At 62.6% G+C, this 23,686-nt stretch carries 26 protein-coding genes and 1 pseudogene; 13 read left to right on the forward strand and 14 right to left on the reverse strand.

Going from position 1 to position 23,686, the window contains the following annotated elements; all coding sequences use genetic code 11:
• The first annotated feature begins 62 nt into the window (after positions 1-62).
• Together AC56QQ_RS21890 and hutC are read left to right on the forward strand one after the other, a co-directional pair.
• Positions 63-1,415, forward strand: a complete 1,353-nt coding sequence (locus AC56QQ_RS21890; RefSeq protein ID WP_497123332.1) for a formimidoylglutamate deiminase — start codon at positions 63-65, stop codon at positions 1,413-1,415.
• On the forward strand, positions 1,412-2,152 hold the full coding sequence (hutC, locus tag AC56QQ_RS21895) for a histidine utilization transcriptional repressor HutC (protein WP_497123333.1): 741 nt from the start codon (positions 1,412-1,414) through the stop codon (positions 2,150-2,152). The genes AC56QQ_RS21890 and hutC overlap by 4 nt, the downstream gene beginning before the upstream one ends.
• 37 nt (positions 2,153-2,189) lie before the next feature.
• On the opposite strand, the gene AC56QQ_RS21900 is transcribed toward hutC, so the two are convergent.
• Complete coding sequence (locus AC56QQ_RS21900) at positions 2,190-2,534, reverse strand: RidA family protein (RefSeq protein ID WP_497123334.1); 345 nt, start codon at positions 2,532-2,534, stop codon at positions 2,190-2,192.
• Between the two features lie 226 nt (positions 2,535-2,760).
• Between AC56QQ_RS21900 and aztA the strand changes: the two genes are divergently transcribed.
• The 6 genes from aztA (at position 2,761) to AC56QQ_RS21930 (ending at position 6,826) form a co-directional block, all read left to right on the forward strand.
• Positions 2,761-3,564 (forward strand): zinc ABC transporter ATP-binding protein AztA, encoded by an 804-nt coding sequence (aztA, locus tag AC56QQ_RS21905; protein WP_497123335.1) that lies wholly within the window; start codon positions 2,761-2,763, stop codon positions 3,562-3,564.
• The gene (gene aztB, locus AC56QQ_RS21910; RefSeq protein WP_489860827.1) at positions 3,564-4,439 is read left to right on the forward strand and encodes a zinc ABC transporter permease AztB; all 876 of its coding nucleotides are present in this window, start codon (positions 3,564-3,566) and stop codon (positions 4,437-4,439) included. Before aztA ends, aztB begins: the two co-directional genes overlap by 1 nt.
• A 31-nt stretch (positions 4,440-4,470) precedes the next feature.
• Entirely contained in the window at positions 4,471-5,412 is a 942-nt protein-coding gene (gene aztC / locus AC56QQ_RS21915; RefSeq protein WP_497123336.1) for a zinc ABC transporter substrate-binding protein AztC, read from the forward strand.
• Between the two features lie 143 nt (positions 5,413-5,555).
• A complete protein-coding gene (locus AC56QQ_RS21920) occupies positions 5,556-5,978 on the forward strand; it encodes a YeeE/YedE family protein (RefSeq protein ID WP_497123337.1) in 423 nt (140 codons plus the stop codon).
• 4 nt (positions 5,979-5,982) lie between these two features.
• Positions 5,983-6,420, forward strand: a complete 438-nt coding sequence (locus tag AC56QQ_RS21925) for a DUF6691 family protein (protein WP_497123338.1) — start codon at positions 5,983-5,985, stop codon at positions 6,418-6,420.
• Positions 6,421-6,487: 67 nt separating this feature from the next.
• The gene (locus tag AC56QQ_RS21930; protein ID WP_489860823.1) at positions 6,488-6,826 is read left to right on the forward strand and encodes a protein tyrosine phosphatase family protein; all 339 of its coding nucleotides are present in this window, start codon (positions 6,488-6,490) and stop codon (positions 6,824-6,826) included.
• Between the two features lie 10 nt (positions 6,827-6,836).
• On the opposite strand, the gene AC56QQ_RS21935 is transcribed toward AC56QQ_RS21930, so the two are convergent.
• On the reverse strand, positions 6,837-7,304 hold the full coding sequence (locus tag AC56QQ_RS21935) for an Lrp/AsnC family transcriptional regulator (protein ID WP_497123339.1): 468 nt from the start codon (positions 7,302-7,304) through the stop codon (positions 6,837-6,839).
• A 139-nt stretch (positions 7,305-7,443) separates the two neighbouring features.
• Here AC56QQ_RS21935 and hppD point away from each other — a divergent pair, with 139 nt between their 5' ends.
• Positions 7,444-8,553 carry a 4-hydroxyphenylpyruvate dioxygenase gene (gene hppD / locus AC56QQ_RS21940; RefSeq protein WP_497123340.1) on the forward strand — a complete coding sequence of 370 codons (1,110 nt, stop codon included), beginning with the start codon at positions 7,444-7,446 and terminating at the stop codon, positions 8,551-8,553.
• 55 nt (positions 8,554-8,608) lie between these two features.
• On the opposite strand, the gene AC56QQ_RS21945 is transcribed toward hppD, so the two are convergent.
• The 5 genes from AC56QQ_RS21945 to hmgA all read right to left on the reverse strand — a co-directional run bounded on the left by AC56QQ_RS21945 (position 8,609) and on the right by hmgA (position 12,748).
• The gene (locus AC56QQ_RS21945; protein ID WP_497123341.1) at positions 8,609-9,151 is read right to left on the reverse strand and encodes a DinB family protein; all 543 of its coding nucleotides are present in this window, start codon (positions 9,149-9,151) and stop codon (positions 8,609-8,611) included.
• Between the two features lie 4 nt (positions 9,152-9,155).
• On the reverse strand, positions 9,156-9,449 hold the full coding sequence (locus AC56QQ_RS21950) for a hypothetical protein (protein ID WP_497123342.1): 294 nt from the start codon (positions 9,447-9,449) through the stop codon (positions 9,156-9,158).
• 15 nt (positions 9,450-9,464) lie between these two features.
• Positions 9,465-10,478 (reverse strand): fumarylacetoacetate hydrolase family protein, encoded by a 1,014-nt coding sequence (locus AC56QQ_RS21955; RefSeq protein WP_497123343.1) that lies wholly within the window; start codon positions 10,476-10,478, stop codon positions 9,465-9,467.
• Between the two features lie 90 nt (positions 10,479-10,568).
• Positions 10,569-11,423 (reverse strand): MBL fold metallo-hydrolase, encoded by an 855-nt coding sequence (locus AC56QQ_RS21960; RefSeq protein WP_497129084.1) that lies wholly within the window; start codon positions 11,421-11,423, stop codon positions 10,569-10,571.
• An 11-nt stretch (positions 11,424-11,434) separates the two neighbouring features.
• A complete protein-coding gene (hmgA, locus tag AC56QQ_RS21965; protein ID WP_497123345.1) occupies positions 11,435-12,748 on the reverse strand; it encodes a homogentisate 1,2-dioxygenase in 1,314 nt (437 codons plus the stop codon).
• Positions 12,749-12,868: 120 nt separating this feature from the next.
• Between hmgA and AC56QQ_RS21970 the strand changes: the two genes are divergently transcribed.
• Positions 12,869-13,306 carry a MarR family winged helix-turn-helix transcriptional regulator gene (locus tag AC56QQ_RS21970; protein WP_497123346.1) on the forward strand — a complete coding sequence of 146 codons (438 nt, stop codon included), beginning with the start codon at positions 12,869-12,871 and terminating at the stop codon, positions 13,304-13,306.
• A gap of 81 nt (positions 13,307-13,387) precedes the next feature.
• Here AC56QQ_RS21970 and tdh read toward each other — a convergent pair whose 3' ends face one another.
• Together tdh and AC56QQ_RS21980 are read right to left on the reverse strand one after the other, a co-directional pair.
• Entirely contained in the window at positions 13,388-14,422 is a 1,035-nt protein-coding gene (gene tdh, locus AC56QQ_RS21975) for an L-threonine 3-dehydrogenase (RefSeq protein WP_497123347.1), read from the reverse strand.
• A 52-nt stretch (positions 14,423-14,474) separates the two neighbouring features.
• A complete protein-coding gene (locus AC56QQ_RS21980; protein ID WP_091577468.1) occupies positions 14,475-15,662 on the reverse strand; it encodes a glycine C-acetyltransferase in 1,188 nt (395 codons plus the stop codon).
• Positions 15,663-15,972: 310 nt separating this feature from the next.
• Here AC56QQ_RS21980 and AC56QQ_RS21985 point away from each other — a divergent pair, with 310 nt between their 5' ends.
• Complete coding sequence (locus tag AC56QQ_RS21985) at positions 15,973-18,042, forward strand: putative bifunctional diguanylate cyclase/phosphodiesterase (protein ID WP_497123348.1); 2,070 nt, start codon at positions 15,973-15,975, stop codon at positions 18,040-18,042.
• 72 nt (positions 18,043-18,114) lie between these two features.
• On the opposite strand, the gene AC56QQ_RS21990 is transcribed toward AC56QQ_RS21985, so the two are convergent.
• On the reverse strand, positions 18,115-18,543 hold the full coding sequence (locus tag AC56QQ_RS21990) for a MarR family winged helix-turn-helix transcriptional regulator (protein ID WP_497123349.1): 429 nt from the start codon (positions 18,541-18,543) through the stop codon (positions 18,115-18,117).
• Between the two features lie 114 nt (positions 18,544-18,657).
• Between AC56QQ_RS21990 and AC56QQ_RS21995 the strand changes: the two genes are divergently transcribed.
• The gene (locus AC56QQ_RS21995) at positions 18,658-19,065 is read left to right on the forward strand and encodes a hypothetical protein (protein WP_497123350.1); all 408 of its coding nucleotides are present in this window, start codon (positions 18,658-18,660) and stop codon (positions 19,063-19,065) included.
• Between the two features lie 141 nt (positions 19,066-19,206).
• Here the strand turns inward: AC56QQ_RS21995 and AC56QQ_RS22000 are convergent, their stop codons facing one another.
• Positions 19,207-21,252 (reverse strand): oxidoreductase, encoded by a 2,046-nt coding sequence (locus AC56QQ_RS22000; RefSeq protein WP_497123351.1) that lies wholly within the window; start codon positions 21,250-21,252, stop codon positions 19,207-19,209.
• A 141-nt stretch (positions 21,253-21,393) separates the two neighbouring features.
• On the opposite strand from AC56QQ_RS22000, the gene queF reads away from it, so the two are divergent.
• The gene (queF, locus tag AC56QQ_RS22005) at positions 21,394-21,855 is read left to right on the forward strand and encodes a preQ(1) synthase (RefSeq protein ID WP_091577460.1); all 462 of its coding nucleotides are present in this window, start codon (positions 21,394-21,396) and stop codon (positions 21,853-21,855) included.
• Between the two features lie 29 nt (positions 21,856-21,884).
• On the opposite strand, the gene AC56QQ_RS22010 is transcribed toward queF, so the two are convergent.
• The 3 genes and pseudogenes from AC56QQ_RS22010 to AC56QQ_RS22020 all read right to left on the reverse strand — a co-directional run bounded on the left by AC56QQ_RS22010 (position 21,885) and on the right by AC56QQ_RS22020 (position 23,684).
• Entirely contained in the window at positions 21,885-22,589 is a 705-nt protein-coding gene (locus tag AC56QQ_RS22010) for a mandelate racemase/muconate lactonizing enzyme family protein (protein ID WP_497123352.1), read from the reverse strand.
• Positions 22,590-22,758: 169 nt separating this feature from the next.
• A pseudogene (locus tag AC56QQ_RS22015) lies at positions 22,759-23,106 on the reverse strand (hypothetical protein); the annotation flags it as partial.
• Complete coding sequence (locus AC56QQ_RS22020) at positions 23,076-23,684, reverse strand: hypothetical protein (protein WP_497123353.1); 609 nt, start codon at positions 23,682-23,684, stop codon at positions 23,076-23,078. The pseudogene AC56QQ_RS22015 and the gene AC56QQ_RS22020, both read right to left, overlap by 31 nt.
• Positions 23,685-23,686: the final 2 nt, after the last annotated feature.

Genomic DNA, 23,686 nt, shown 5'->3' on the forward strand with positions numbered 1-23,686 from the left:
TACATATTGAAACGCACTGCAAGCGCTATCATCGCATGAGAGACAGAGAACGGGAGAGAAAAGTGACTGATATCTTCGCGGAACAGGCACTCCTTCCCGATGGCTGGCACAACAATGTGCGCATCACCCTCGCCAAGGGATGCATCGCAACTGTCGAGCCTGAAAGCATTGCGTTGGCCGGCGACGAACGCCACTCTATCCTGCTGCCCGGCATGCCCAATCTGCACAGCCACGCCTTCCAGCGCGGCATGGCCGGATTGGCCGAGCTTCGCGGCCCCTCCGCCGACAGTTTCTGGAGCTGGCGCGAGGTGATGTATCGTTTCGCGCTGTCGATGACGCCCGATCAGGTCGAGGCAGTTGCCGCGCAGCTCTATGTCGAGATGCTGGAGGCGGGTTTTTCACGAGTCGGCGAATTTCACTATCTGCATCACGACCGCGACGGAAAACCCTACGCCAACCTCGCCGAGATGGCCGAGCGGATCGCGGCCGCGGCCAGCGAAACCGGTATCGGCTTGACGCTGCTGCCGGTGTTTTACGCACACTCCTCTTTTGGCGGCGCGGCCCCCAATGAAGGCCAGCGGCGATTCATCAACGATGTGAACCGGTTCTCCCGGCTTGTTGAGAAAAGCCGGGAATGCGTTGGCACTTTGAATCAAGCCGTCGTCGGCGTCGCTCCGCATAGTTTGCGTGCTGCGACACCGGAGGAGTTGACCCAGGTCGCCGCCATAGCGCCTGACGGACCAATCCACATCCACATCGCCGAGCAAGTGAAAGAGGTCGAGGATTGCCTTGCCTGGTCCGGCGCGCGTCCGGTCGAGTTTCTGCTTGGCCATGCCAAGGTCGACCAGCGCTGGTGCCTGATCCACGCCACGCACATGACAGATGCGGAAACGGTCGGGATGGCGAAGAGCGGCGCCATCGCCGGCCTTTGCCCGATCACCGAGGCCAATCTCGGCGATGGCACCTTCGCCGCGCCGCTGTTTAAAGAACATGGCGGCCGTTTTGGCGTCGGCTCCGATTCCAACGTTCTGATCGGCTTGCCCGACGAGTTGCGCCAGCTCGAATATTCGCAACGCCTCGCGCATCGTGCCCGCAATGTGCTGGCGGTCGCCGGTGGCTCGACAGGTCGCGCGTTGTTCGACGCCGCAGTTGACGGCGGCAGCGCCGCCCTTGGTGCCGGCGCGTCCGAGATTTCCGCTGGCGCATCCGCCGATCTCGTCTCGCTCGATGCCAATGACCCCTCATTGGCCGGCAAGAAGGGTGACGCGATCCTCGATGCCTGGATTTTCGCCAATGGCAGCAAGGCCGACTGCGTCTGGGTGCATGGCAAAAAACAGGTCAGCGGCGGCCGGCATGCAGGGCGCGAGGCCATCGCCGAGCGTTTTCGCAATGTGATGACGGCGCTCTCGGCATGAGCGTGATCGAGACGACGGATGCCGAAGGTGGCGGCTCGCTGCACCAGCGCATCCTGTCCGATATCAGCGAGAAAATCCTGTCCGGCGCCTGGGCGCCCGGTCATCGTATCCCGTTCGAACACGAATTGACGACCGAGTACAATTGCTCGCGCATGACCGTGAACAAGGCGCTGTCGCAGTTGGCCAAGGCCGGACTGATCGAACGCCGCCGGCGCTCAGGCAGCTTCGTCCGCCGGCCACAATCGCAGGCGGCCGTGCTGGAAATCCACGACATCCGGATCGAGGTCGAGGCGCTTGGCCTGCCCTATCGCTACGAGCGCGTGGCGCGGCACAAGAGGCGCAGCAGCGCCGAGGATCGCAGTTTGCTGGAACTCGATGCCGTCGGATCGGTACTGGCGCTGGAATGCCGGCATTTCGCCGGCGAGCGGCCGTTCGCGCATGAGCAGCGGCTGATCAACCTGGCCGCCGTGCCAGAAGCGATCGATGAGGAATTCCTGGCTATCGCGCCCGGCCCGTGGCTGATCGGCCGCGTGCCTTGGAGCGAAGCCGAGCACCGCATCCGCGCGGTTGCCGCCGACAGGCACATCGCGGCGGCGCTCGACATCGAGGCCGGCGCGCCTTGCCCGGTGGTCGAGCGTCGGACATGGAGCGCGGAGCACCCGGTCACCCACGTCCGCTTTATCTACGCGGCCGAGAGCCACACGCTGGTGGCCCGGTTCAGGCCCTCGCAGGGGTGATTACCCTCCCCTTGCGGGAGGGTAATCGGGCCGCGGCTCAGATCGCCGCCGTGATGATGATCTCGACCAGATATTCCGGTCCGGCGAGCTTTGCTTCACCGGTGGCGCGGGCCGGGGTGTTGCCCCGGGGCACCCACTTGTCCCATTCCGAGTTCATCTCGGCAAAGGTGCTCATGTCGGCCAGCCAGATGATCGCCTGCAGAATCTTGGTCTTGTCCGAGCCGGCCTTGGCCAGCAGTTCATCGACGGCCGACAGGATGTCCCCGGTCTGCGAAGCAACGTTCCCACCCGGCTGACCAACCTGACCGGCCAGATAGACGGTATCTCCGTGAATGACGATCTGGCTCATGCGCGGGCCAACATCGATGCGACGAATGCTCATGGGGCGTTCCTTCCTGTTATTGGTGGCGCCTGTTTAGAGTTGCCGCCGGCTTCGGGCAAGGCCGCCCGGTCAAATCCCCTTGGGCCACCGGCGTATGACATCCGTACACAGCAAGTTGACCCGGCAGCCGCGACTCCGCTTGAGCGGCTTGTTGACTAATGTAATAACATCACATATCCAATCGACCGCTGGCAGCAGCCGGATTTCGCCGCCCCCATGGAACGACATGACCCAGACCTGCCTGACATTCCGCGACCTGACGCTTGGCTACGGCAGCCACCCGGCGATCCATCATCTCGATGGCACCATCCGCAAGGGCTCGCTGACAGCCGTGGTCGGCGCCAACGGCTCCGGCAAATCGACGCTGATGAAAGGCATTGTCGGCGTCTTGAAACCGATGGCCGGTGAGGTCATCCGCGCCCCCGGCGTGCGTGCCGCCTACCTGCCGCAGCAATCGGAACTCGACCGCTCCTTTCCCGCCCGCGTCGTCGATCTGGTCTCGCTTGGCCTGTGGCCAAGACGCGGGCTGCTCGGCCGCTACACCAGGGAAGATCGAGATGACGTCAGCCAGGCGCTGATGGCCGTCGGTCTCGCCGGCTTCGAAAAGCGTCCGATCGACACGCTGTCGGGCGGCCAGTTGCAGCGCACGCTGTTTGCCCGTGTGCTGTTGCAAGACGCCGACCTCATCCTGCTCGACGAGCCGTTCAACGCCGTCGACGCCAAGACGGTCGGCGACCTGATCGCGCTGATCAAGCGCTGGCATGGCGAGGAACGCACCATCATGGTGGTGGTCCATGATCTGGACCTGGTGCGCCAGAATTTCCCCGAAACGCTGCTGCTGGCGCGCCAACCGATCGCATGGGGCGAGACCAGGGAGACACTGAAGCCAGAAAACCTGTTGCGCGCCCGCCGCTTCCACGAGGCCTGGGAAGAGAACGCGCCCTGGTGCGAGCCTGAGGGCCATGATCATGCCCATGATCACAGTCATGGGCATGATCACCATCACGGCGCCGGACCGAGGGCTGCCTGATGGACATGCTTTACGGCCTCTTCATCGCGCCCTTCGCCGACTTCGGCTTCATGCAGCGGGCACTTGTCGGCTCGCTGATGCTTTCGCTCGGGGCTTGCCCGGTCGGCGTGTTCCTGATGCTGCGGCGCATGAGCCTGTCGGGCGACGCCATGGCGCATGCGATCCTGCCGGGCGCGGCCGCCGGCTTCCTGCTCTATGGGCTGGAAATCCTGCCGATGACCATTGGCGGGCTGATCGCCGGCATCATCGTGGCGCTCGGCGCCGGTGCCGTCTCGCGCTTCACCATCCAGCGCGAGGATGCCTCGATGGCGGCTTTCTATCTGATTTCGCTCGCCATCGGCGTGCTGATGGTGTCGATCCGCGGCTCAAGCGTCGATCTCATGCATGTGCTGTTCGGCACCGTGCTGGCGCTCAACAATGAAGCGCTGACGCTGATCGGCGGCATCGTCGCGGTGACTTTGGTCAGCCTCGCCATCTTCTGGCGGGCGCTGGTCGCCGAGTGCCTCGATCCGCTGTTCCTGCGCTCGGTCAGCCGCTTGGGAAGCCCCGTGCATTTCATCTTTCTCGGCCTCGTCGTGCTGAACCTCGTCGGCGGCTTCCAGGCGCTCGGCACCTTGCTGTCGGTCGGACTGATGATGCTGCCGGCCGCCGCCGCCCGCTTCTGGACCGTGCGCGTCGAGCCGATGTGCGTGCTGGCGGTGCTGATCGGCTTTGCTTCCTGCATCGCCGGGCTGCTCTTGTCGTATCACGCGTCGCTGCCGTCCGGCCCGGCCATCATCCTGTCCGCCGGCGTCGTCTATTTCGCCTCGATCCTGTTCGGTACGCGCGGCATTTTGCGTGCGCGCATCATCCATCACCGCCACAGAACGGCCTGATCTCACCCCTGCCCCTGAAGGAGACCCGCTTATGTTGAAATCGATCCGTGCCGCCCTGGCGATGAGCGTTATAACATTAATTGCCTTCGGCACATCGTCGGCCTTCGCAGCGCCGCTGAAAGTGGTCGCCAGCTTCACCGTCATCGCCGATTTCGCCAAAAATGTCGGCGGCGACCGCATCGATGTGACCACCATCGTCGGGCCCGATGGCGACGCTCATGTGTATGAACCGAGCCCGGCCGACGCGGTGGCCATGGCCAAGGCCGACATCGTGCTGGTCAACGGCCTGCATTTCGAAGGTTTTCTGCAGCGGCTGGTCGATGCCAGCGCCACCAAGGCCTCGATCGTCACCCTGACCAAGGGCGTTACGCCGATCGATTTCAAACCTGAATTCGCCGACGCCGACGCAGCCGAGGGCGCCGGTACCGGCGGCGGTAAGACGGTCACGGATCCCCACGCCTTCCAGTCGATCGCCAATGCCAGGATCTATGTGAACAACATCGCCGAAGCCTTCTGCGCGGCCGACTCCGAGGGCTGTGTCAGCTACCAGACCAATGCCGCCGCCTACATCAAGAAGCTCGATGCGCTGGAAGGCGAAGTGAAAGCCGCGATCCAGTCGATCCCCGAGGAGAAGCGCGTGGTCATCACCTCGCACGACGCCTTCGGCTATTTCGAACACGAATACGGCCTGATCTTCCTCGCCCCGCAAGGCATCTCGACCGACTCCGAACCGTCGGCCGCCGACGTCGCCAAGCTGGTCACCCAGGTGAAGCAGGACAAGGCCGCGGCGATCTTCGTCGAGAACATCACCAACCCGCGGCTGATCGAGCAGATCGCCAGCGAAACCGGCATCAAGGTGGGCGGCACGCTCTATTCGGATGCGTTGTCGCAACCCGACGGCCCGGCTTCGACCTATATCGACATGATGCACAACAACATCCGTCAGATCAAAGGCGCCATTCTCGGCAGCTGACGCGGGCCCCCTCGGAAAGGCGGAGCCAATCTCCGCTTTTCCGTTTCCGCTCCGGGCAGCGCGAGTTGGATTCTCCGCCGGAAAAGTCTATCTGCGCTCTGGTATCGATCCGCGCGGATCGAAAGCGGATCCAAAGCGTTGCCATGACAGACTTCACGCCTTTCCAGTCGCTGCTTGGCGGCGCCCTCATCGGCCTGTCGGCAGTGCTCTTGATGGCGTTGCATGGACGGATTGCCGGGATGACCGGCATCCTGTCCGGCGTCATCCCGCCGCTTTCTCCTGAATGGCGTTGGCGGGCCGCCTTTCTCGCCGGCGCCGTGATGGCGCCACTTCTCTATCAAGCCATTGGCGGGCACATCGCCTTCAGCGTGCCGGTGCCGACGCTGGCTCTTGTCGGTGGCGGCTTCCTGGTCGGCATCGGCGTGCATTTCGGCGGCGGCTGCCCGAGCGGCCACGGCATTTGCGGCATGGCGCGGCTGTCGCCACCCTCCCTCATTGCCGTCGCGATCTTCATGATGACCGCCTTCGCCACCGTGTTTCTTGTTCGCCACGTGATCGGGGGCTGAGGTCATGAACAAGCTCGTCTCGGCCTTCCTGATTGGCGGCGTCTTCGGCCTCGGCATTACCGTTTCCGGAATGATCAACCCAGCCAAGGTGCTGAACTTCTTCGATCTTGCCGGCACCTGGGATCCAAGCCTGATCTTCGTCATGGGCGGCGGCCTCGCCATCGCCTTCGCCGGTTACCGCCTGGTGTTCCGCCGCCGCAGGGCGCCTGTGTTCGAAACCGCCTTCGCGCTGCCAACGAAACGCGCAATCGACGCGGAGTTGGTCGGCGGTGCCGCCGTCTTCGGCATCGGCTGGGGCATTGCCGGCTTCTGCCCCGGCGGTGCCATCCCTGCGCTTGGTCTCGGCTATTCCGCGACACCGATCTTCGTCGTGGCGGTGATCGCCGGCATTATCGTTGCGCGTTTTGCCCGGGCGCGCCTTGCCCAGCCGGCTGCGACATAGGATTCAGTTGCCGGCCACGTCAGGGAGTGGCAAGACTCCCGCCAAATCAGATCGCGAGGACATCGTCATGGAATATCGTGAGATCAGCGAGGACTATTCGGTCTCGGGCCAGATCCAGCCCGAAGACGTCGCCGCCATCAAGGAAGCCGGATTCAAGAGCGTCATCTGTAACCGGCCGGATGACGAGCAACCGGGCCAACCTTCGGCCGATACCGTCAAGCGGGCAGTGGAAGCCGCCGGTCTCGCCTTCCGCTATATCCCCGTGATCAGCGGCCAGATCACGGCCGAGAATGTTGAGGATCAGGCCGAGGCGCTCGATGAACTTGACGGCCCGGTCTTCGCTTACTGCCGTTCCGGCGCACGCTGCACCAACCTCTATGGGCTGATCCAGCAGTCGAAGGGGTGACGGCCTAAGGTCAGATCGGCAAGGCGCCGGTTTCCTTCAGCGTTTCGAGCACGATCGCGGTCTTCACATGCTGCACGGATTCATGTGGCAGCAGCACGCCGTTGACGAATTCCGACAGCGACTTCAGGTCGGGGGTCACGACTTTCAGGATGTAATCCATCTCGCCGGTCAGCGCGTGCGCCTCCTGCACCTCCGGCAGCCGCGCTACCAATTCGCCGAAGCGCCGTGCGTTATCGCGGTTGTGGGTAGCCAATGTCACCGAGATGACGTTGACCAGCGAGAAGCCGAGCTTGTCGCGGTCGAGCACAGCGCGATAGCCTTTTATATAGCCGTCTTCCTCCAGCCGCTGGCGGCGGCGCGAGCATTGCGACGCCGACAGGTTCACCCGGTCCGATAGATCGTTGTTGGTCAATCGCGCGTCGCCCTGCAAGAGCGCCATTATCTTGCGGTCAAACTTATCAATGCGCGCCTCATCCATAGTTTTTCCTCAAATCATGCACGCTTCACGCATGAGATGATCATTTCAAGCGTTTGAATGCAAGCACCATGCAGCCCGTCCGCGTTATCATTGGGGTCAAATGGCCGTTTCAGGCCAAGCCAGCTTCCGGAGGAATATCATGGGTCCTTTCCCGCACGACGCCCCGCCCGCCAAGATCAGCAAGGACAACCCGGCCGGCACCGATGGCTTCGAATTCGTCGAATTCGCGCATCCGGAGCCGGAGAAGCTGGCCGAGTTGTTCACCCGCATGGGCTATGTGGCGGTGGCGAAGCATCGCACGAAGAACATCACCGTCTGGCGCCAGGGCGACATCAACTATGTCGTCAATGCCGAGCCCGGCTCACACGCGATGAAGTTTGCCGACAAGCACGGACCATGTGCTGCCTCGATGGCCTGGCGGGTGGTTGATGCCAAGCATGCTTTCGATAACGCCGTTGCCAAGGGTGCCACGCCCTACGAAGGCAGCGACAAGGCTCTCGATGTGCCGGCTATTGTCGGCATCGGCGGCTCGCTGCTCTATTTCATCGAGACTTATGGCAAGAAGGGTTCGGCCTATGACGCCGAGTTCGAATGGCTGGGTGCGCGCGACCCGTGGCCGCAAGGCGTCGGCTTCTACTACCTCGACCATCTCACCCACAATGTCTATCGCGGCCAGATGGACAAATGGTGGGATTTCTACCGCAATCTGTTCGGCTTCAAGCAGATCCATTTTTTCGACATCGACGGCAAGATCACCGGACTGGTCAGCCGTGCCATCACCTCGCCCTGCGGCAAGATCCGCATTCCGCTCAACGAATCCAAGGACGAGACCAGCCAGATCGCCGAGTATCTGAAGAAGTACAATGGCGAAGGCATCCAGCACATAGCCGTTGGCACCGACGAGATCTACGAGGCCACCGACAAGCTAGCCGCCAACGGGCTGAAGTTCATGCCCGGACCGCCGGAAACCTATTACGACATGTCCTATGCCGGGGTGAACGGCCATGACGAGCCGATAGAGCGGATGAAGAAGCACGGCATCCTGATCGACGGCGAAGGCGTGGTCGACGGCGGCATGACCAAGATCCTGCTGCAGATCTTTTCCAAGACCGTGATCGGCCCGATCTTCTTCGAGTTCATCCAGCGCAAGGGCGACGAAGGCTTTGGCGAGGGCAATTTCCGCGCGCTGTTCGAATCGATCGAGCAGGACCAGATCAAGCGCGGCGTGATCAAGGTCCAGGCGGCGTAACAGATTTCAGGTCGAGCGGATTGCGCATGCCCCCCGGTTGGGATCATGCGTGAAATCAGATTTCGAGCCCCAGCCGCTCGACCTCCTTCTCTCTGAGCTTCACATCGTAGTCGAGCAGGAACTCGTCGAGCTGCGGCGGCTTGACCGACGTGCCGGACAGCATCGCGTGCACCTGGCCGCGGTGATGGATGTCATGCAGGAAGACATGCGCGAGGATGTCGCCGATGCGCTCGGGGATCATGCCGTCCTCGCGCCGGTCGGTGACGACGCGGCGGTCGAGATCGTCGCACGATAGGGCGTGGCAGAAGGCGATCAGCCGCCGGTCGGCCGCGACCTGCGCGGCAAACAGCGCATGGGGCTCGTCGAAAGGCACGAAATCATCATGGGCGGCGGCACCGACACCGCCCTCTTCCAGAAAATCGAGATAGAGATGATCGACCGCAAGGATGTGGTTGAGCGTCGCCTTGATCGACGGGAAAAAGCTGGTGCGTTCGGCTTCGAACTCACCAGGCTTGAGCGCGAGTACGGCATGATAGAGCCGGTCGTTCGACCAGAGATTGTTGCCGGCCATGCGGCGCAGATGGTCAAGCAAAGTCATCACGTCATCCTGTAGAGCGAACCAGATACAGACCTGCCCACATCACCGCAAATCCGGCGAGAACGATTAATAGCAGCCCATTCATGCGCCGCCGCATGGCTTGCGTTTGCTCGTCTGGCGAGACTTTCATGTTTGTGACGGTGTGAAACAACATCGCCTTGCGGGGAAAGCCGCCGCGGTTGGTCAGGTCCGGCGAGCGTGACTCGATGCGATAGCTCAGTCGGATCGCCAGGATGAAGACGAGCAGTATGGCGATCGCCCAGACGCCGCACAGAAGATAGAATGCCTCGCCCTTCATTCCACTACTCCGCCCCTATCCCTCGTATTTCTCGACCTTCTGCTCGATGGCGCCGAAGATAGAGTGCCCGGCCTTGTCCTTCATCTCGATGCGGACCGTGTCACCGAAGCGCAGGAACGGCGTTTTCGGTTCGCCGCTCTCTATCGTCTCGATCATGCGCAGTTCGGCAATACAGGAATAGCCGGCGCCGCCCGCCGACACCGGCTTGCCCGGCCCGCCGTCGAGCTTGTTGGACACGGTGCCAGAGCCGATGATGGTGCCGGCGGTCAATGGTCTTGTCCTGGCGGCATGAACGATCAATGCCGGAAAATCGAAGGTCATATCGATACCGGCATTGGCCCGGCCGAAGGGCTTGCCGTTGAGATCGGCGAGCAGCGGCAGGCTCACCTTGCCGCGATCCCAGGCGTCACCCAGTTCGTCCGGCGTCACCGCGACCGGAGAGAAGGCCGAGGACGGCTTTGATTGAAAGAAGCCGAATCCCTTGGCCAGCTCCGGCCCGGTGAGCGCGCGCAGCGTCACGTCATTGACCAGCATGACCAGCCGGATCGCGGCGCGCGCTTCATCGAGGCTTGCGCCCATCGGCACGTCGTCGACAATAACGGCGACTTCCGCCTCCAGGTCGATGCCGAAGGCTTCGTCGGCCATGCGGATCGGGTCGCGCGGCGGAACGAAACCGTCGGAACCGCCCTGGTAGATCAGCGGATCGGTCCAGAAACTTGCCGGCACCTCGGCGCCGCGTGCCTTCCGCACCAGTTCGACATGGTTCACATAGGCCGAGCCATCGGCCCATTGATAGGCGCGCGGCAGCGGCGAATGCGCGTCATGTTCGTGAAAGCGGGCTGACGGCACCGCATTGGTTTCCAGCGATTCCGCCAGTGTCGCGAGGTGCGGCGCGATGCGGCGCCAGTCGTCGAGCGCCGCCTGCAGCGTGCGCGCCAGGAACGAGGCATCTGTGTACTGCGTCAGGTCGCGCGAGACGACGACGAGTTTTCCGTCGCGCGTCCCGTCCTTCAAGGTGGCAAGCTTCATGCGGTTTCCTCTCCTGATACGGCTTTGGTGCCGTTTTGGATTTTGTCCTACCCATGATCTTTTCCGAGAACCGGTTCCCGCCTTTAGGGATCATGCGAGTTCCACAACAAGGCCGTCGCGGGCGATCGTCAAGTCGCCAGCCCATGTTTTCCTGACAGCGGCAATCCAGTCGGCCTCGCCGATCTCGGCATCGTCGGCCGGGATGAGGTGGTTGAGCACCAGCCTCCTCACGCCAGCTTCACTGGCGATGCGCCCGGCCTCCTCGGCAAAGCTGTGGCTGGCGAGCAGATGTTCTTTCAGCCGCGCGCCATTGCCGGTTCTGGCCACCAGCCGCTCGATGCCTTCCTCCAGCATGGCTTCATGGACCAGAATGTCAGCACCTTCAGCAAAATCGGCGAGTGGTGGAAAGAAGGCTGTGTCGGCGGAAAACACCACGCTTTTCCCGCCATGCTCAAAGCGCAGCGCAAAACAGTCGGCCACCGGCGGATGGTCGACGCGCAGCGCCGAAACCTTCAGGCCGCGCTGCTCGACCACCTGTCCATCGCCGAATTCGACGATCGAAACCAGCTCGCGGATATCCGGCCGGCCCTCATCGACAATGCGGATCTCGATGTCGAATTCCATCGCCTGACAAAAGCGCTGCCAGTAGTGGCCCGTGCCGGGTGGGCCGAACACGCTGACTGGCGTGGCCAGACCCGCCGTCCAGGCGGTGTGAAGCAAAGGTCCCAGTTCCAGCACATGATCGGAATGCAGGTGGGTGATGAAGATCAGGTCGAGCGCCTTCAGGCTGATGCCAGTGTCGACGAGGCCGCGCGTCACGCCAAGCCCGCAGTCGACGACGAGGCCGCGGCCGCTGATCCGCAGCAACGAGGAGCTCGGCCATGGTCCGCCCGGCCGCAGCGCCGGACCACCCTTCGAGCCGAGCAGCACCAGCCGATCCGGCATTGGCTCACCGCTCAAGACCAGTCGCCCTCGGGCGTGCCGTTGAAGCGCTTCTTCAGGTCGGCCCAGCAGTCGATGTAATTGTCCTGCCGGGTTTCCAGTTCGGCGCCGTAGCGGGTCAGCATCTGTGGGTAACGGGTCTCGAACATGAAGGCCATGGTGTTGTCGAGCTTGACGGGTTTCAGGTCCGCGCGCGAGGCCTTTTCAAAGCCAGGCGCATCCGGCCCATGGGCCAGCATCAGATTGTGCAGGCTGATGCCGCCGGGAACGAAGCCTTCTTCCTTGGCATCGTACTGGCCATGGATCAGGCCCATGAACTCGCTCATGATGTTGCGGTGATACCAGGGCGGTCGGAACGTATCTTCGGCCACCAGCCAACGCGGCGGGAAGATGACGAAGTCGATGTTGGCGGTCCCCTCCTCACCGCTCGGCGCGGTCAGCACCGTGAAGATAGACGGATCGGGATGGTCGAAAAGCAGGGCGCCGACCGGCGAAAAGGTCGCCAGATCATATTTGTAGGGTGCGTAGTTGCCGTGCCAGGCAACGACATCAAGGGGCGAGTGGCCGATCTCGGTGACATGGAAATTTCCGCACCATTTCACCGTCAGTCGGCACGGCGTTTCCTTCTCCTCGAACCAGGCGCAAGGCGTCTTGAAATCGCGTGGATTGGCCAGGCAATTGGCGCCGATCGGGCCTCGGTCGGGCAGCGTCAGCTTGGCGCCGTAATTCTCGCAGACATAGCCGCGGACTTCCTTGTCGACCAACTCGACCTTGAAGACGAGACCGCGCGGCAGCACGGCGATCTCGCCGGGCCTAAGTTCAATGACACCCATCTCGGTGACGAAGCGCAAGGCACCGACCTGCGGCACGACCAGCAGTTCGCCGTCGGCGTTGAAGAAATGGTCGTCGACCATCGAGCGGTTGGCGACATAGACATGTGCGGCCATGCCGGTCTGCCCCAACACGTCGCCAGCGGTGGTGATGCTGCGCATGCCGGCGATGAAATCGGTCGGCTCCTTCGGCATTGGCACCGGATTCCAGCGATACTGGCCGAGCGCCAGCTCATGATCGCCGACATTGGGCGCACTCTTCCAAATCGGATAGCTCGCGGCCTTGAAGCGGCCGGTGTGCTTCACGCTCGGCCGGATCCGATAGAGCCAGGAGCGTTCATTGGTGCCGCGCGGCGCGGTGAAGGGCGAACCAGAGAGCTGTTCGGCATAGAGGCCGTAGGCCGGCCGCTGCGGCGAGTTCCGCCCCTGCGGCAGCGAGCCTGGCAGCGTCTCGGTTTCGAAGTCGTTGCCGAAGCCCGGCATGTAGGAAAAGGCCATCCGATCCTCCCTTGCGCATCCAGGAAGACGCGGCGCGTCCTGATGGATTGACCAAACTGGTTTCATTTGTAACCATTGAAAATGTAACTATCAATCTTCCGATGCGCCGGGTACGGACCAATGGAAATCCTCGAACTGGAAAACTTCCTGCCCTATCGGCTGTACCGCCTCGCCGATGCGGTCAGCCGGGAATTCTCTATGATCTACAGGGAACGCCATGGCCTGACCCGGCCCGAATGGCGTACCCTTTCCGGATTGGGACAGCGCGGCACAATGACCGCCACAGCGCTCGGCGAGCAGTCGGCTATGCACAAGACCAAAGTCTCACGCGCCGTCGCCGAACTCGAACGGCGGCGCTGGCTGACGCGAACCGCTGACGAGAATGACCGCCGCGTCGAGCATCTGACGTTGACCAAGGCCGGCCTTGCCGCCTATCGCGAAATGGTGCCTTTGGCGAAAGCCTTCGAGCGAGAACTGCTGGCAAAGCTGAGCGCCAGCGAGCGTGCAGCGATCAGCAATGGATTGGCTGCGCTGGAGGGCGCGCTGGGCAAAGGCTAAGTCGGCAACAGAAATGGTATTTTGGCGCGACGGATCGTTACGGAACAGCTTTCTCTGGCTCCGCATTCTTCGACCAATAGCCTACCAATCCATCACCACCTTGCCGGAACTGCCGCTGCGCATTGCATCGAAGCCGATCTGGAAATCGTCGATGCCGATGCGGTGGGTGATCAGGCCGGTCACGTCGAGCGGGCCCTGCACCAGCGCGATCATCTTGTACCAGGTCTCGAACATCTCGCGGCCGTAGATGCCCTTGAGATGCAGCATCTTGAAGATGACCTTGTTCCAGTCGATCTCGAAGCCGGTCGGGGCAATGCCGAGGATGGCGATCTTGCCGCCGTTGTTCATGGTGTCGATCATGTCGCGGAAGGCGGGTGCGGCGCCCGACATTTCGAGACCGACATCAAAACCCTCGGTCATTCCGAGCGCCGGCATCACATCACGCAGCCTTTCCTTGGAGGCATCAACGACATGCTGGACGCCAAGCTTTTTCGCCAGCTCCAGCCGCACCGGATTGATGTCGGTGATCACCACCTTACGCGCACCCACACATTGGGCGACGAGCGCGCCCATGATGCCGATCGGTCCGGCGCCGGTAACCAGCACGTCCTCGCCAACCAGATCGAAGGACAATGCGGTGTGAACCGCATTGCCCAGGGGATCGAAGATCGCGGCGATCTCGTCCGGCACGTCGTCGGGGATCGGCACCACATTGTGCTGGGGGATCGCCAGATACTCGCCGAAGGCGCCCGGCCGATTGACACCGACGCCAAGCGTGTTCCGGCACAGATGCCCCCTGCCCGCACGGCAGTTGCGGCAATGGCCGCAGACGATATGACCTTCGCCGGACACACGCTGGCCGACCTTGTACTCAGTGACCGCGGCGCCGAAATCGGCGACCGTGCCGACGAATTCATGGCCAGTGACCATCGGTACCGGCACCGTCTTCTGCGCCCACTGGTCCCAATTGTAGATGTGGACGTCAGTGCCGCAGATGGCGGTCTTCCTGATCTTGATCAGCACATCATTGGGGCCGATCTCCGGCACCGGCACCTGTTCCATCCAGATGCCCGGTTCGGCCTTGGCCTTCACCAGCGCCTTCATCATGTTCGACATTTCATTGTCCCTTGAATCTCTTGATCCGGAATCGCTTTTCGATTTCGGGCTTTCAGGAAATCACCCCGAGTTCACGCCCGACGGCGGCAAACGCTTCCACCGCGCGGTCAATGTCGGCAGTGGAATGCGCGGCCGACATCTGGGTGCGGATGCGTGCCTGCCCCTTCGGCACCACCGGGAAGGAAAAGCCGATGACATAGATGCCGCGCTTCAGCATGCGCGCCGCCATCTCCTGCGCCAGGCTCGCATCGCCCAGCATCACCGGGATGATCGGATGGTCGGCGCCGGCCAGCGTGAAGCCGAGCTTGCCCATCTGCGACCGGAATCGCGCCGCGTTGGCATAGAGGCGCTCGCGCAAGGCGTCACCATTGCGGACCAGTTCGAACACCTTGATCGAGGCGCCGGCGATCGCCGGCATCAGCGTGTTGGAGAAGAGATAAGGCCGCGAGCGCTGGCGCAGCCAGTCAACCACTTGGCTCTTGCCCGAGGTGTAACCACCTGATGCGCCGCCAAGTGCCTTGCCGAGCGTGCCGGTGATGATGTCCACCCTGCCCTCGACGCCGCAATGCTCGGCCGAGCCGCGGCCGTTCTTGCCAACGAAGCCGACCGCGTGGCTGTCGTCGACCATCACCATGGCGTCGTACTTGTCGGCGAGATCGCAGACCCCCTTCAGATTGGCGATGATGCCATCCATCGAAAACACGCCATCGGTGGCGATCAGCCGGAAGCGGCAATCCCTGGCCTCCTTCAATCGCGCCTCGAGATCGGCCATGTCGTTGTTGGCGTAACGGAAGCGCTTGGCCTTCGACAGCCGCACGCCGTCGATGATCGAGGCGTGGTTCAGCGCGTCGGAAATGATCGCGTCGTCCTCCCCCAGCAACGTCTCGAACAGGCCGCCATTGGCGTCGAAGCAGGAGCCGTAGAGGATAGTGTCTTCCAGGCCGAGGAAGGATGAAATCGTCGCCTCGAGCTGTTTGTGCTCCTCCTGCGTGCCGCAGATGAAGCGCACCGACGCCATTCCATAGCCATAGCGGTCGAGCGCCTGCTTGGCGGCGTCGCGCAAGTCGGCGCTGTCGGCGAGGCCGAGATAATTGTTGGCGCAGAAGTTCAGCACTTTCTGCCCGCCGACCTCGATCTGCGCCGACTGGGTCGATGTGATCACCCGTTCGGATTTGTAGAGGCCAGCCGATTTCAGCCCCGCAAGCTCGCTGTCGATGTGGGAGAGAAATGCTGCGGTCATGATCGGGCCTCGTTTGATGTGGGCAGACTGTCGTCCCGCCCGCATGAAAAATCCATCGCAAAAACGACCGGATCGGTGGCTGTGCAGCACCAAACCCGAACGTCGGACGATCACGCACGCCTCACATCGACAATGTCGGCAGTCGATGACTGCTCAAATGCGGGCGCGTCGCGAAAGGACCCGATAACCATTTCGCGATCTTTCGCTGTGTCGCGCCGGCCTGCCGGCTGTCCATTTCCGGACCTGTTAACATTTGCGGGCCAATGGTCCCCGCAGCAGGAATCCGTTGGCGAGAGGGCCGCCCCCGAAAATGTCGCAGCAGCCAGTGCATAGCGTTTCGCGCAAGCTCATACTGCTGATCAAGAGCGGCTACTGGCTGGCGCTGCTGATCATTGCCGCCATGGTGATGGCCTCCTTCATCCTGCTGCAGCAGATGATGGCCGCCCAGCAACGCAATGAGACGTTGCAAAATATCGTCAGCACGCAAAAGGCGCTGTCGCAGCGCATCGTCTTCCTTGCCGGCGCAACGGGCGCCGCATCGCCAGACAAGCAGCCGGCGCTGGTTGCCGCGCTCAAGCAAGCTACCGCCGAATTCGAGACGAATTACGATCTCCTGCTCGACCAGACGGGCGCCGATCCGATATCGCAGGCACGGTTCGATCCCAAGTCGATCGAAAATGTGCTTTTCGCCAAGCCGTTCCACCTCGATTACTTCTCGGTCGGGCTGATCGCCAATGGCAAACGCTTGATCTCATCGTTCAAATCGAAGCTGGCGAACAGCGGCGAGGGCTACAAGGGCGGCGCCGAGCGCGTCAATCTCGACGCCTCCGTCGCCAATGCTACCCTGTCGGGCTATGCGGCACTTGGCCAACGCATCAGCGCCTATGCCGATGCGCGCTCGGAACAGCTGCTCGATCTCCACCGCACCCTGTTCTTCGCCACCATCGGCGTCATCGTGCTGGTTGCGCTGTTCATCTTCCGGCCGATGTCCAAGGCCATCCTGCGCAAGACGCATGAGCTTGTCGACGCGCGCAACTCGATGGCCTTCATTGCCGTGCATGACGGGCTGACCGGGCTGCACAACCGCACCTTCCTCACGGATCATTTCGACACGCTGATCAAGGGCGCGCATCGCCGGCGCGAGCGGCTGGCGGTGATCCAGCTCGACCTCGACCGCTTCAAGCAGATCAACGACACGCTCGGCCACGCCGCCGGCGACTATGTGCTGGTCGTCACGGCACAGCGCATGCGCGATTCCTGCCGGGCGTCGGACCTCTGCGCGCGCCTTGGAGGCGACGAATTCGTGATGATCCTGAACGGCGCCGGCGGCACCGAGGACATCAACATGCTGGCCAGGCGCATCCTGGAGCAGATCAACGAGCCGATCACCTTCCAGGGCACGACCATCCTGCCTGGGGCCAGCGCCGGCATTGCCGTCTATCCGATCGACGCCGACAATGCACAGGATCTGCTGGTTCATGCCGATCTGGCGCTCTATTCCGCCAAGAAGACGGGTGGCGGCAACTTCTCGTTCTTCTCCGAGGAGCTGCGCCGCGAACTGGACTATCGCAAGCAGCTCGAGCACGACATCAAGGTCGCCATCTCGGAGCGGGCATTCCAGGTCTATTTCCAGCCGCAGGTTTCGCTGACAGATGGAACAATCAGCGGCATCGAGGCGCTGGTGCGCTGGAACCATGCCGAGCGCGGCATGATCCCACCGGGCGAGTTCATTCCGGTCGCTGAGAAATGCGGCTTCATGCCAGAGATAGGCCGCATCGTCATCAGCAAGGCGATCAACGAAGCCGCCGAATGGAACCGCGCCGGCATCGCCTTCGGGCGGCTTGCCGTCAATGTTTCGGGCACCGAGCTGCGCGAGCACGATTTCGATGCATTTCTGTTCGAAACGTTGGAAAAGGCCGGACTTCCGCCACAGAAACTGTCGCTGGAGATCGTCGAATCCGTCATTCTCGATGACGAGAAGACAGGCATCGCGGCAAAGCTGCGCCACATCAGGGCCGCCGGCGTCCATCTGGAACTCGATGATTTCGGCACCGGCTATGCATCGCTCAGCCACGTCAATCCGAACGAGATCGACCGGCTGAAGATCGATCGCCGCTTCGTCCAGAACATCCATGAGAATGGCGACAACTCGAAAATCGTGCGCGCCATCACCGAACTTGCCCGCGGCCTCGGCATCTCGATCGTTGCCGAGGGCGCCGAAACCGAGGCCGAACTCGATTCGCTGATGGCAATCGGCTGCGACCAGGTGCAGGGCTATTCCATCGCCTTCCCGATGCCGCAGGACAAGGCGCTGGAATGGCTGACAGCCCGCATGCCGAAGAAGGCCAAGCTGACAGTGCTGCAAGGAAGCCTGGCATAGGCACTGCCTAAAGCGTCGCGCTTGAGCGGATTCGTGCAGCGCGCTCCGTGCATGTCGTTGTGCTAATTCGGCCTATCCTTCGACATTGCCCCGCAACGCCGCCAGCACCTGTGCAAACTCCGCCAGCCTGTCGTCGGACAATCCCGTACGCAATCGCCTATCGAAGACAAGCGCGGCCTTGCGCAATGTCTCGAACAGCGCTTCTCCGGATTCAGTCAATTCGACCAGATGGACCCTTCGATTGACAGGATCGCGGCGGCGCGTCAGCAGGCCCTGCGCCTCCATAGCGTTGAGATGGTGGGTCAGCGTCGCCCCCTGGATGCCGATCATGCCGGCAAGCTCGCGCTGATTGGCAAGCTCGCTCGACTTCACCGACAGCAGCGTGAGCCAGACCGGCAACGTACCGCCAGCTTCGACTAGGGCAGCGTCAAAAGCCTGGGCAACCAGCTTGGCGGTTCGGCCGAGATTCATGCCGACTGGCGGGCGGTCAAAGGGCGTCATTGCCAGACACTAGACGGTGTTCCCGACGGATGGAACCGACTCCGGCTTATACATTGACATCTAATCATTTGATATCTAACTATATCACATGGCGGGCGAAAGAGGAATCCGGTCATGCAATATGTCTACATCGTCGTTATCGCTCTTCATGTCATGGCAGGCGTATTCTGGGCCGGCACCACGATCACGCTGGCGCGCGATCCCGATATCCGGGCCGAGCGCTTCATCCAGCCACAGATGGGCGCGGCCGGCATGGTTTTCCTGACCGGAGCGCTGCTCTGGTATTTCTTCCACGGCGGCTATTTCGGTTCGACGGAAATGGTGCTGGCGCTTGGCATCCTGGCCGCCTTCGCCGCCGCGGGCGTCCTCGGCGCGATGGTCAGAGCGCCCAGCAGACGACTTGCCGGCGCGAATGCGGAAACCGAAACGCAACTGCGCGCCAGAATGGCAATTGGCGAACGGATTGCCGCGTGTCTGCTGGTCATCACGGTGCTGTGCATGGCCATCGCCAGGATGTTCTGAGGCGCACCACGCGAAACAAGCTCACAGAATCGTACGTCGTGCGGCAACGAGCCAATGACGTGCGGGCGCGCGGTCAGGCCAACGTACACGGGCTCTCGTACGCAAGTTCGACCGCGCGCCACCAATTCTCGCGACGAGGGATCAGATTCGCAAGCCGAACCTGATGCCGTCATAGATGGCGGCGTGGATGTTGCGCGAGGCGACCGCGTCGCCGATCCTGAACAGCGTGAAGCCGCCTTGCGGGTTGCGCGCCGGAAAGATGTCGCCGCCGCTCACCAGACGCTCGTAGTCGACCGCCCCGCCATTCTTCGACAGCGGCTTCAGCGCGAGATAGAGTTCGTCGAGCGGCGCCGTGCCGTGCTCGACCACCACCTGGTCGACCCGCCGCTCGCCGCGCCAGCCGTCGGCGAAATCCGAAGCCAGTTCGGCGATCAGCTGATTGCCCTCGCGCCGCACCGAGCGCAGCCGCGTGTTGATGGTTATGGTGACGCCCTTTTCCTGGAAGGCGCGCATGTAGGGCACGTGGTTCATACCGCCCATTTCGGGAGCGAAGAAGCGCTCCGGCGAAACGAGTTCGAGCTTCGAGCCGGCATTGGCGATCAATTCGGCCGCACCCATACCCTGATGGCCGCCATTGTCGTCATAAAGCAGCACGTTTTCGGCTGGTTTGACGCTGCCGGCCATGATGTCCCAGCTTGAGGTGACAAGGTTGTCGCCAGCCGTCAATGGCGGGTTCTGCGGCAGGCCACCGGTGGCGACCACCACCACGTCTGGCGCCAGCGCCAGAACATCGTCCTTCTCCGCCCAGGTATCATAGCGGATCTCGACGCCGAGCCGGTCGAGTTCGGCCAGCCGCCAGTCGATGATGCCGATCAATTCCTTGCGGCGCGGGTTCTGCGTCGCCAACCGCACCTGCCCGCCCGCCTGTGACGATGCTTCCAGGATCGTGACGTAATGGCCTCTCTCGGCTGCGACACGCGCCGCCTCCAGCCCGCCGGCGCCGGCACCAACGACGATGACCTTTCTTCTCGGCCCCTCGGTCTTGACGATGATGTGCGGAATATCGGCCTCGCGGCCAGTCGCCGCATTGTGGATGCACAGCGCTTCGCCGCCCTCATAGATGCGGTCGAGACAATAGGTCGCGCCGACACAAGGGCGGATCTCGTGCTCGCGACCTTCCATGACTTTGCGGATGATGTGCGGATCGGCGATGTGGGCGCGAGTCATGCCGACCATGTCGAGTTTACCGGAGGCGATGGCGTGGCGCGCGGTGGCGACATCGGAAATCCGTGCCGCATGGAAGGTCGGGAACTTTGTCGCCGCCCTCACCTCGCCGGCGAAATCGAGATGCGGCGAAGAGCGCATGCCGGCCACCGGGATGACCTTGGTCAGCGCCGCGTCGCTCTCGATCGAGCCGCGGATGATGTTGAGGAAATCGACCTTGCCGGAGTTGGCGAGCCGCCTGGCGATCTCGACGCCCTCTTCCTTCGACAGGCCCTTCTCGAAATCCTCGTCGGCGACCATGCGGATGCCAACGACGAATTTGCCGCCAACCGCCGCCCGCACGGCATCGAGCACCATGTTGGTGAAACGCAGGCGGTTGTCGAGCGAGCCGCCGAACTCATCATCGCGATGGTTGGTGGCCGGCGACCAGAAGCCGTCGATCAGATGGCCGTAGGCCTCGAACTCGATGCCATCGAGGCCGGCCGCCCGGCAGCGCTGGGCAGCCGAAGCATAGTCGGCGACAATGCGCTCGATGTCCCAGTCCTCGATGGTCTTCGGGAAAGCGCGATGCGCCGGCTCGCGCACCGGCGAGGCCGACAGCACCGGCAGCCAGTCGGCCTTGTTCCAGCCGGTGCGGCGGCCGAGATGGGTGATCTGGATCATCACCTTGCAGTCATGTTCATGACAGGCCTCGACGAGCTCGGTTAGCCACGGCACGATCCCGTCGTCATAGACATGCAGATTGCCGAAGGCGGCCGGACTGTCGCGCGAGACGATCGCCGAGCCGGCGGTCATGGTCAGCGCCATGCCGCCCTTGGCCTTTTCGGCATGGTAGAGGCGGTAGCGCTCCTTCGGCATGCCGTCTTCCGAATAGGCCGGCTCGTGGCTGGTCGACATCACCCGGTTCTTCAGCGTCAGATGCTTGAGCTGGTAGGGCTGGAGAAGCGGATCGTTGGAGGTCATCGTCTTCCTACTGTTTCAAATTGTGCTGGATCAGCATGCGCTGCTGCATTTCCTATTTAAGCATCGGATTTATCCGAAAACCGCTGCACACTTTTCAGTCCGATGCTAATGAGCCGCAAAAACCAAACAAGGCCACCGTCCATGACCATCACCAAAGACCTTACCCAGCTCGGCGCGCACGTCGAGACGCCACAGAGCCCCGATCAGGCGGTCCTGGAAACCGTTCCGTTTTCGCGCGGCGACGGTCCGCCGGCTATCGTGCGCTTCACCTGCCCGGAATTCACTTCGCTCTGCCCGGTCACAGGCCAGCCAGATTTCGCCCATATCGTCATCGACTACGCGCCCGATGCGGCTCTGGTGGAATCGAAGTCGCTGAAACTGTTCATGACCTCGTTTCGCAACCATGGCGCCTTCCACGAGGAGTGCACGGTGATGATCGGGCGCCGCATCGTGGCGGCCACCAAGCCGCTGTGGCTGCGCGTCGGCGGCTACTGGTTTCCGCGCGGCGGCATTCCGATCGATGTGTTCTGGCAGACCGGCGCGCCGCCCGAAGGCGCCTGGCTGCCGGACACCGGCGTCGCGCCCTATCGCGGGCGCGGCTGAGCGGCGGTTTCTGAGAGCGACATTCGGCATCAGTTGAGCGGCAGCCGGCGGTAGCGGCCAGGATTGTTCGGATCGCTGAAATGCCCCATCGGCCCGTGCTCGGCGAAGTGACCGGCCCAGCGTTTCATCGCCGCCGGATCGAGTTCGACGCCCAGTCCATGGCCTTCCGGCACGCGCACCATATTGTCGGTCTGCCGGAACGGACCATCCTTGATGACGTCGCCGACCTGCCAGGCAAACAGCGATTGCGACGCTTCGGTGATCCAGGGGGTTGCCGCCACGACATGAAGGTAGGCCGAAGTCATGATGCCGAGATCGTTCGAATAACACCAGAAACCCTTGCCCATCGCCTCGCAGGCGGCGACGAATTTCAGCGTTCTCGACAAGCCGCCGAGCGCCGCGAAATTGCAGACGAAGTAGTCCGGGGCGCCGAGCGCGACAGCGCGCCTGAGGTCCGGAATGTGGGTTGAGAACGGGATGCGCGAGTGCTGGCGCAGCGCCGCCATCTCCTCGAAGGTGGCGACCGGATCCTCATAATTGCGAACGTTGAACGGCTCGATCTCGCGCAGCACCCAACGCGCCGTGGTCAGCGACCATTGCATGTTGGAATCGAGCTTGATCTGCGCCTTTTCGCCGAGCGCCTCGCGCAGCATGCGCACCGTCCTGATCTCCAACTGCGGATCGCCCATGATGAGCTTGCCCTCGAAAATGGTCGAGCCGTGCTCCTCGCGCATCCTCAGGCAATAGTCGACGATCGCTTCGGGTCATCTCGCCGCCTGCCCCATCCTGCTCGGGGCGAAAGGCGAAATATTCCGAAAACGGAACATCCTTGCGCACCGCGCCGCCAAGCAGCTTGTGGAGCGGCATGCCGAAGACCTTGCCCCTGATGTCCCACAGGGCCAGTTCCACGGAGCCGAAAGCGACGGAGGCAGCGTTTTCCCCTGTGTTGGCGGTAATCTGCCAAGGCGGCACGCAGCGTGCCTCGCAGTCAGCTATGTCGAGCGGATCGGCGCCGATCAGCGCAGGCGCGATCTCGGCCTTTATCACCTCGCCGAAATGCCACCACGGCGCCTCGCCCAGCCCGACCACGCCTTGATCGGTCTCAACCTCGATGATCGATTTCGAGGCGCCGCCATAGAGACCAGCCGTCCACCAGAACGGCGCATCGAGGGGCACATTGACATGAGTGACGCGAATATTGGTGATTTTCATTTCGCTGCCTATTCGCACTGATATTGGCTGAGCGCCCATTCGCCGGTCACCGACAGCAGGTCCGATATCTTCCAGTCGCCGTCGATCTTCTTGAATTTCCACTCAAGGCGGTGCGGGTTGCCGGCGACGACGAAGGCGACGATGACCTTGGCCTGGTCACCATTGATCGCCTCGAGCGTCTTCAAACTCTTGTCGATCTCGGCCTTGTTGTAGTCCGCATTGTCCAGCGCCATGTTGGGGTCGAGACACTCGCCCTGCCCGGATTTGCGCAAGGCATCGCTCTTGTCGAGGACGGTTTTCGCCGGATCGACGAAATGACTGCGCTGCGCCGGATCGATCTCAAGGCCGACCTGATCGTAAAAGGGCCGCACGACCGCCGTCGGCGATCCCGGCTGGATCGGCGCGGGCGGCCCGCTGGGCGGCCATGCAACCGGCGGCGTTGCCGGTTCCACCGCACCGCCGGGTGCATTTGCGGGCGGTGCCCCGCTATCGCCCGGCGCGGTGTCGCCGGGTGCATTTGCGGGCGGCGCGCCGAACAGCCCCTGGGCGGCGGCGCCGCTCAAACCCACAGCCAGCAGGCACATGACCGACAGTGCCAGGAGCGGGCGACGGCCCATCG

The organism is Mesorhizobium sp. RCAM 05099, from assembly GCF_059683685.1.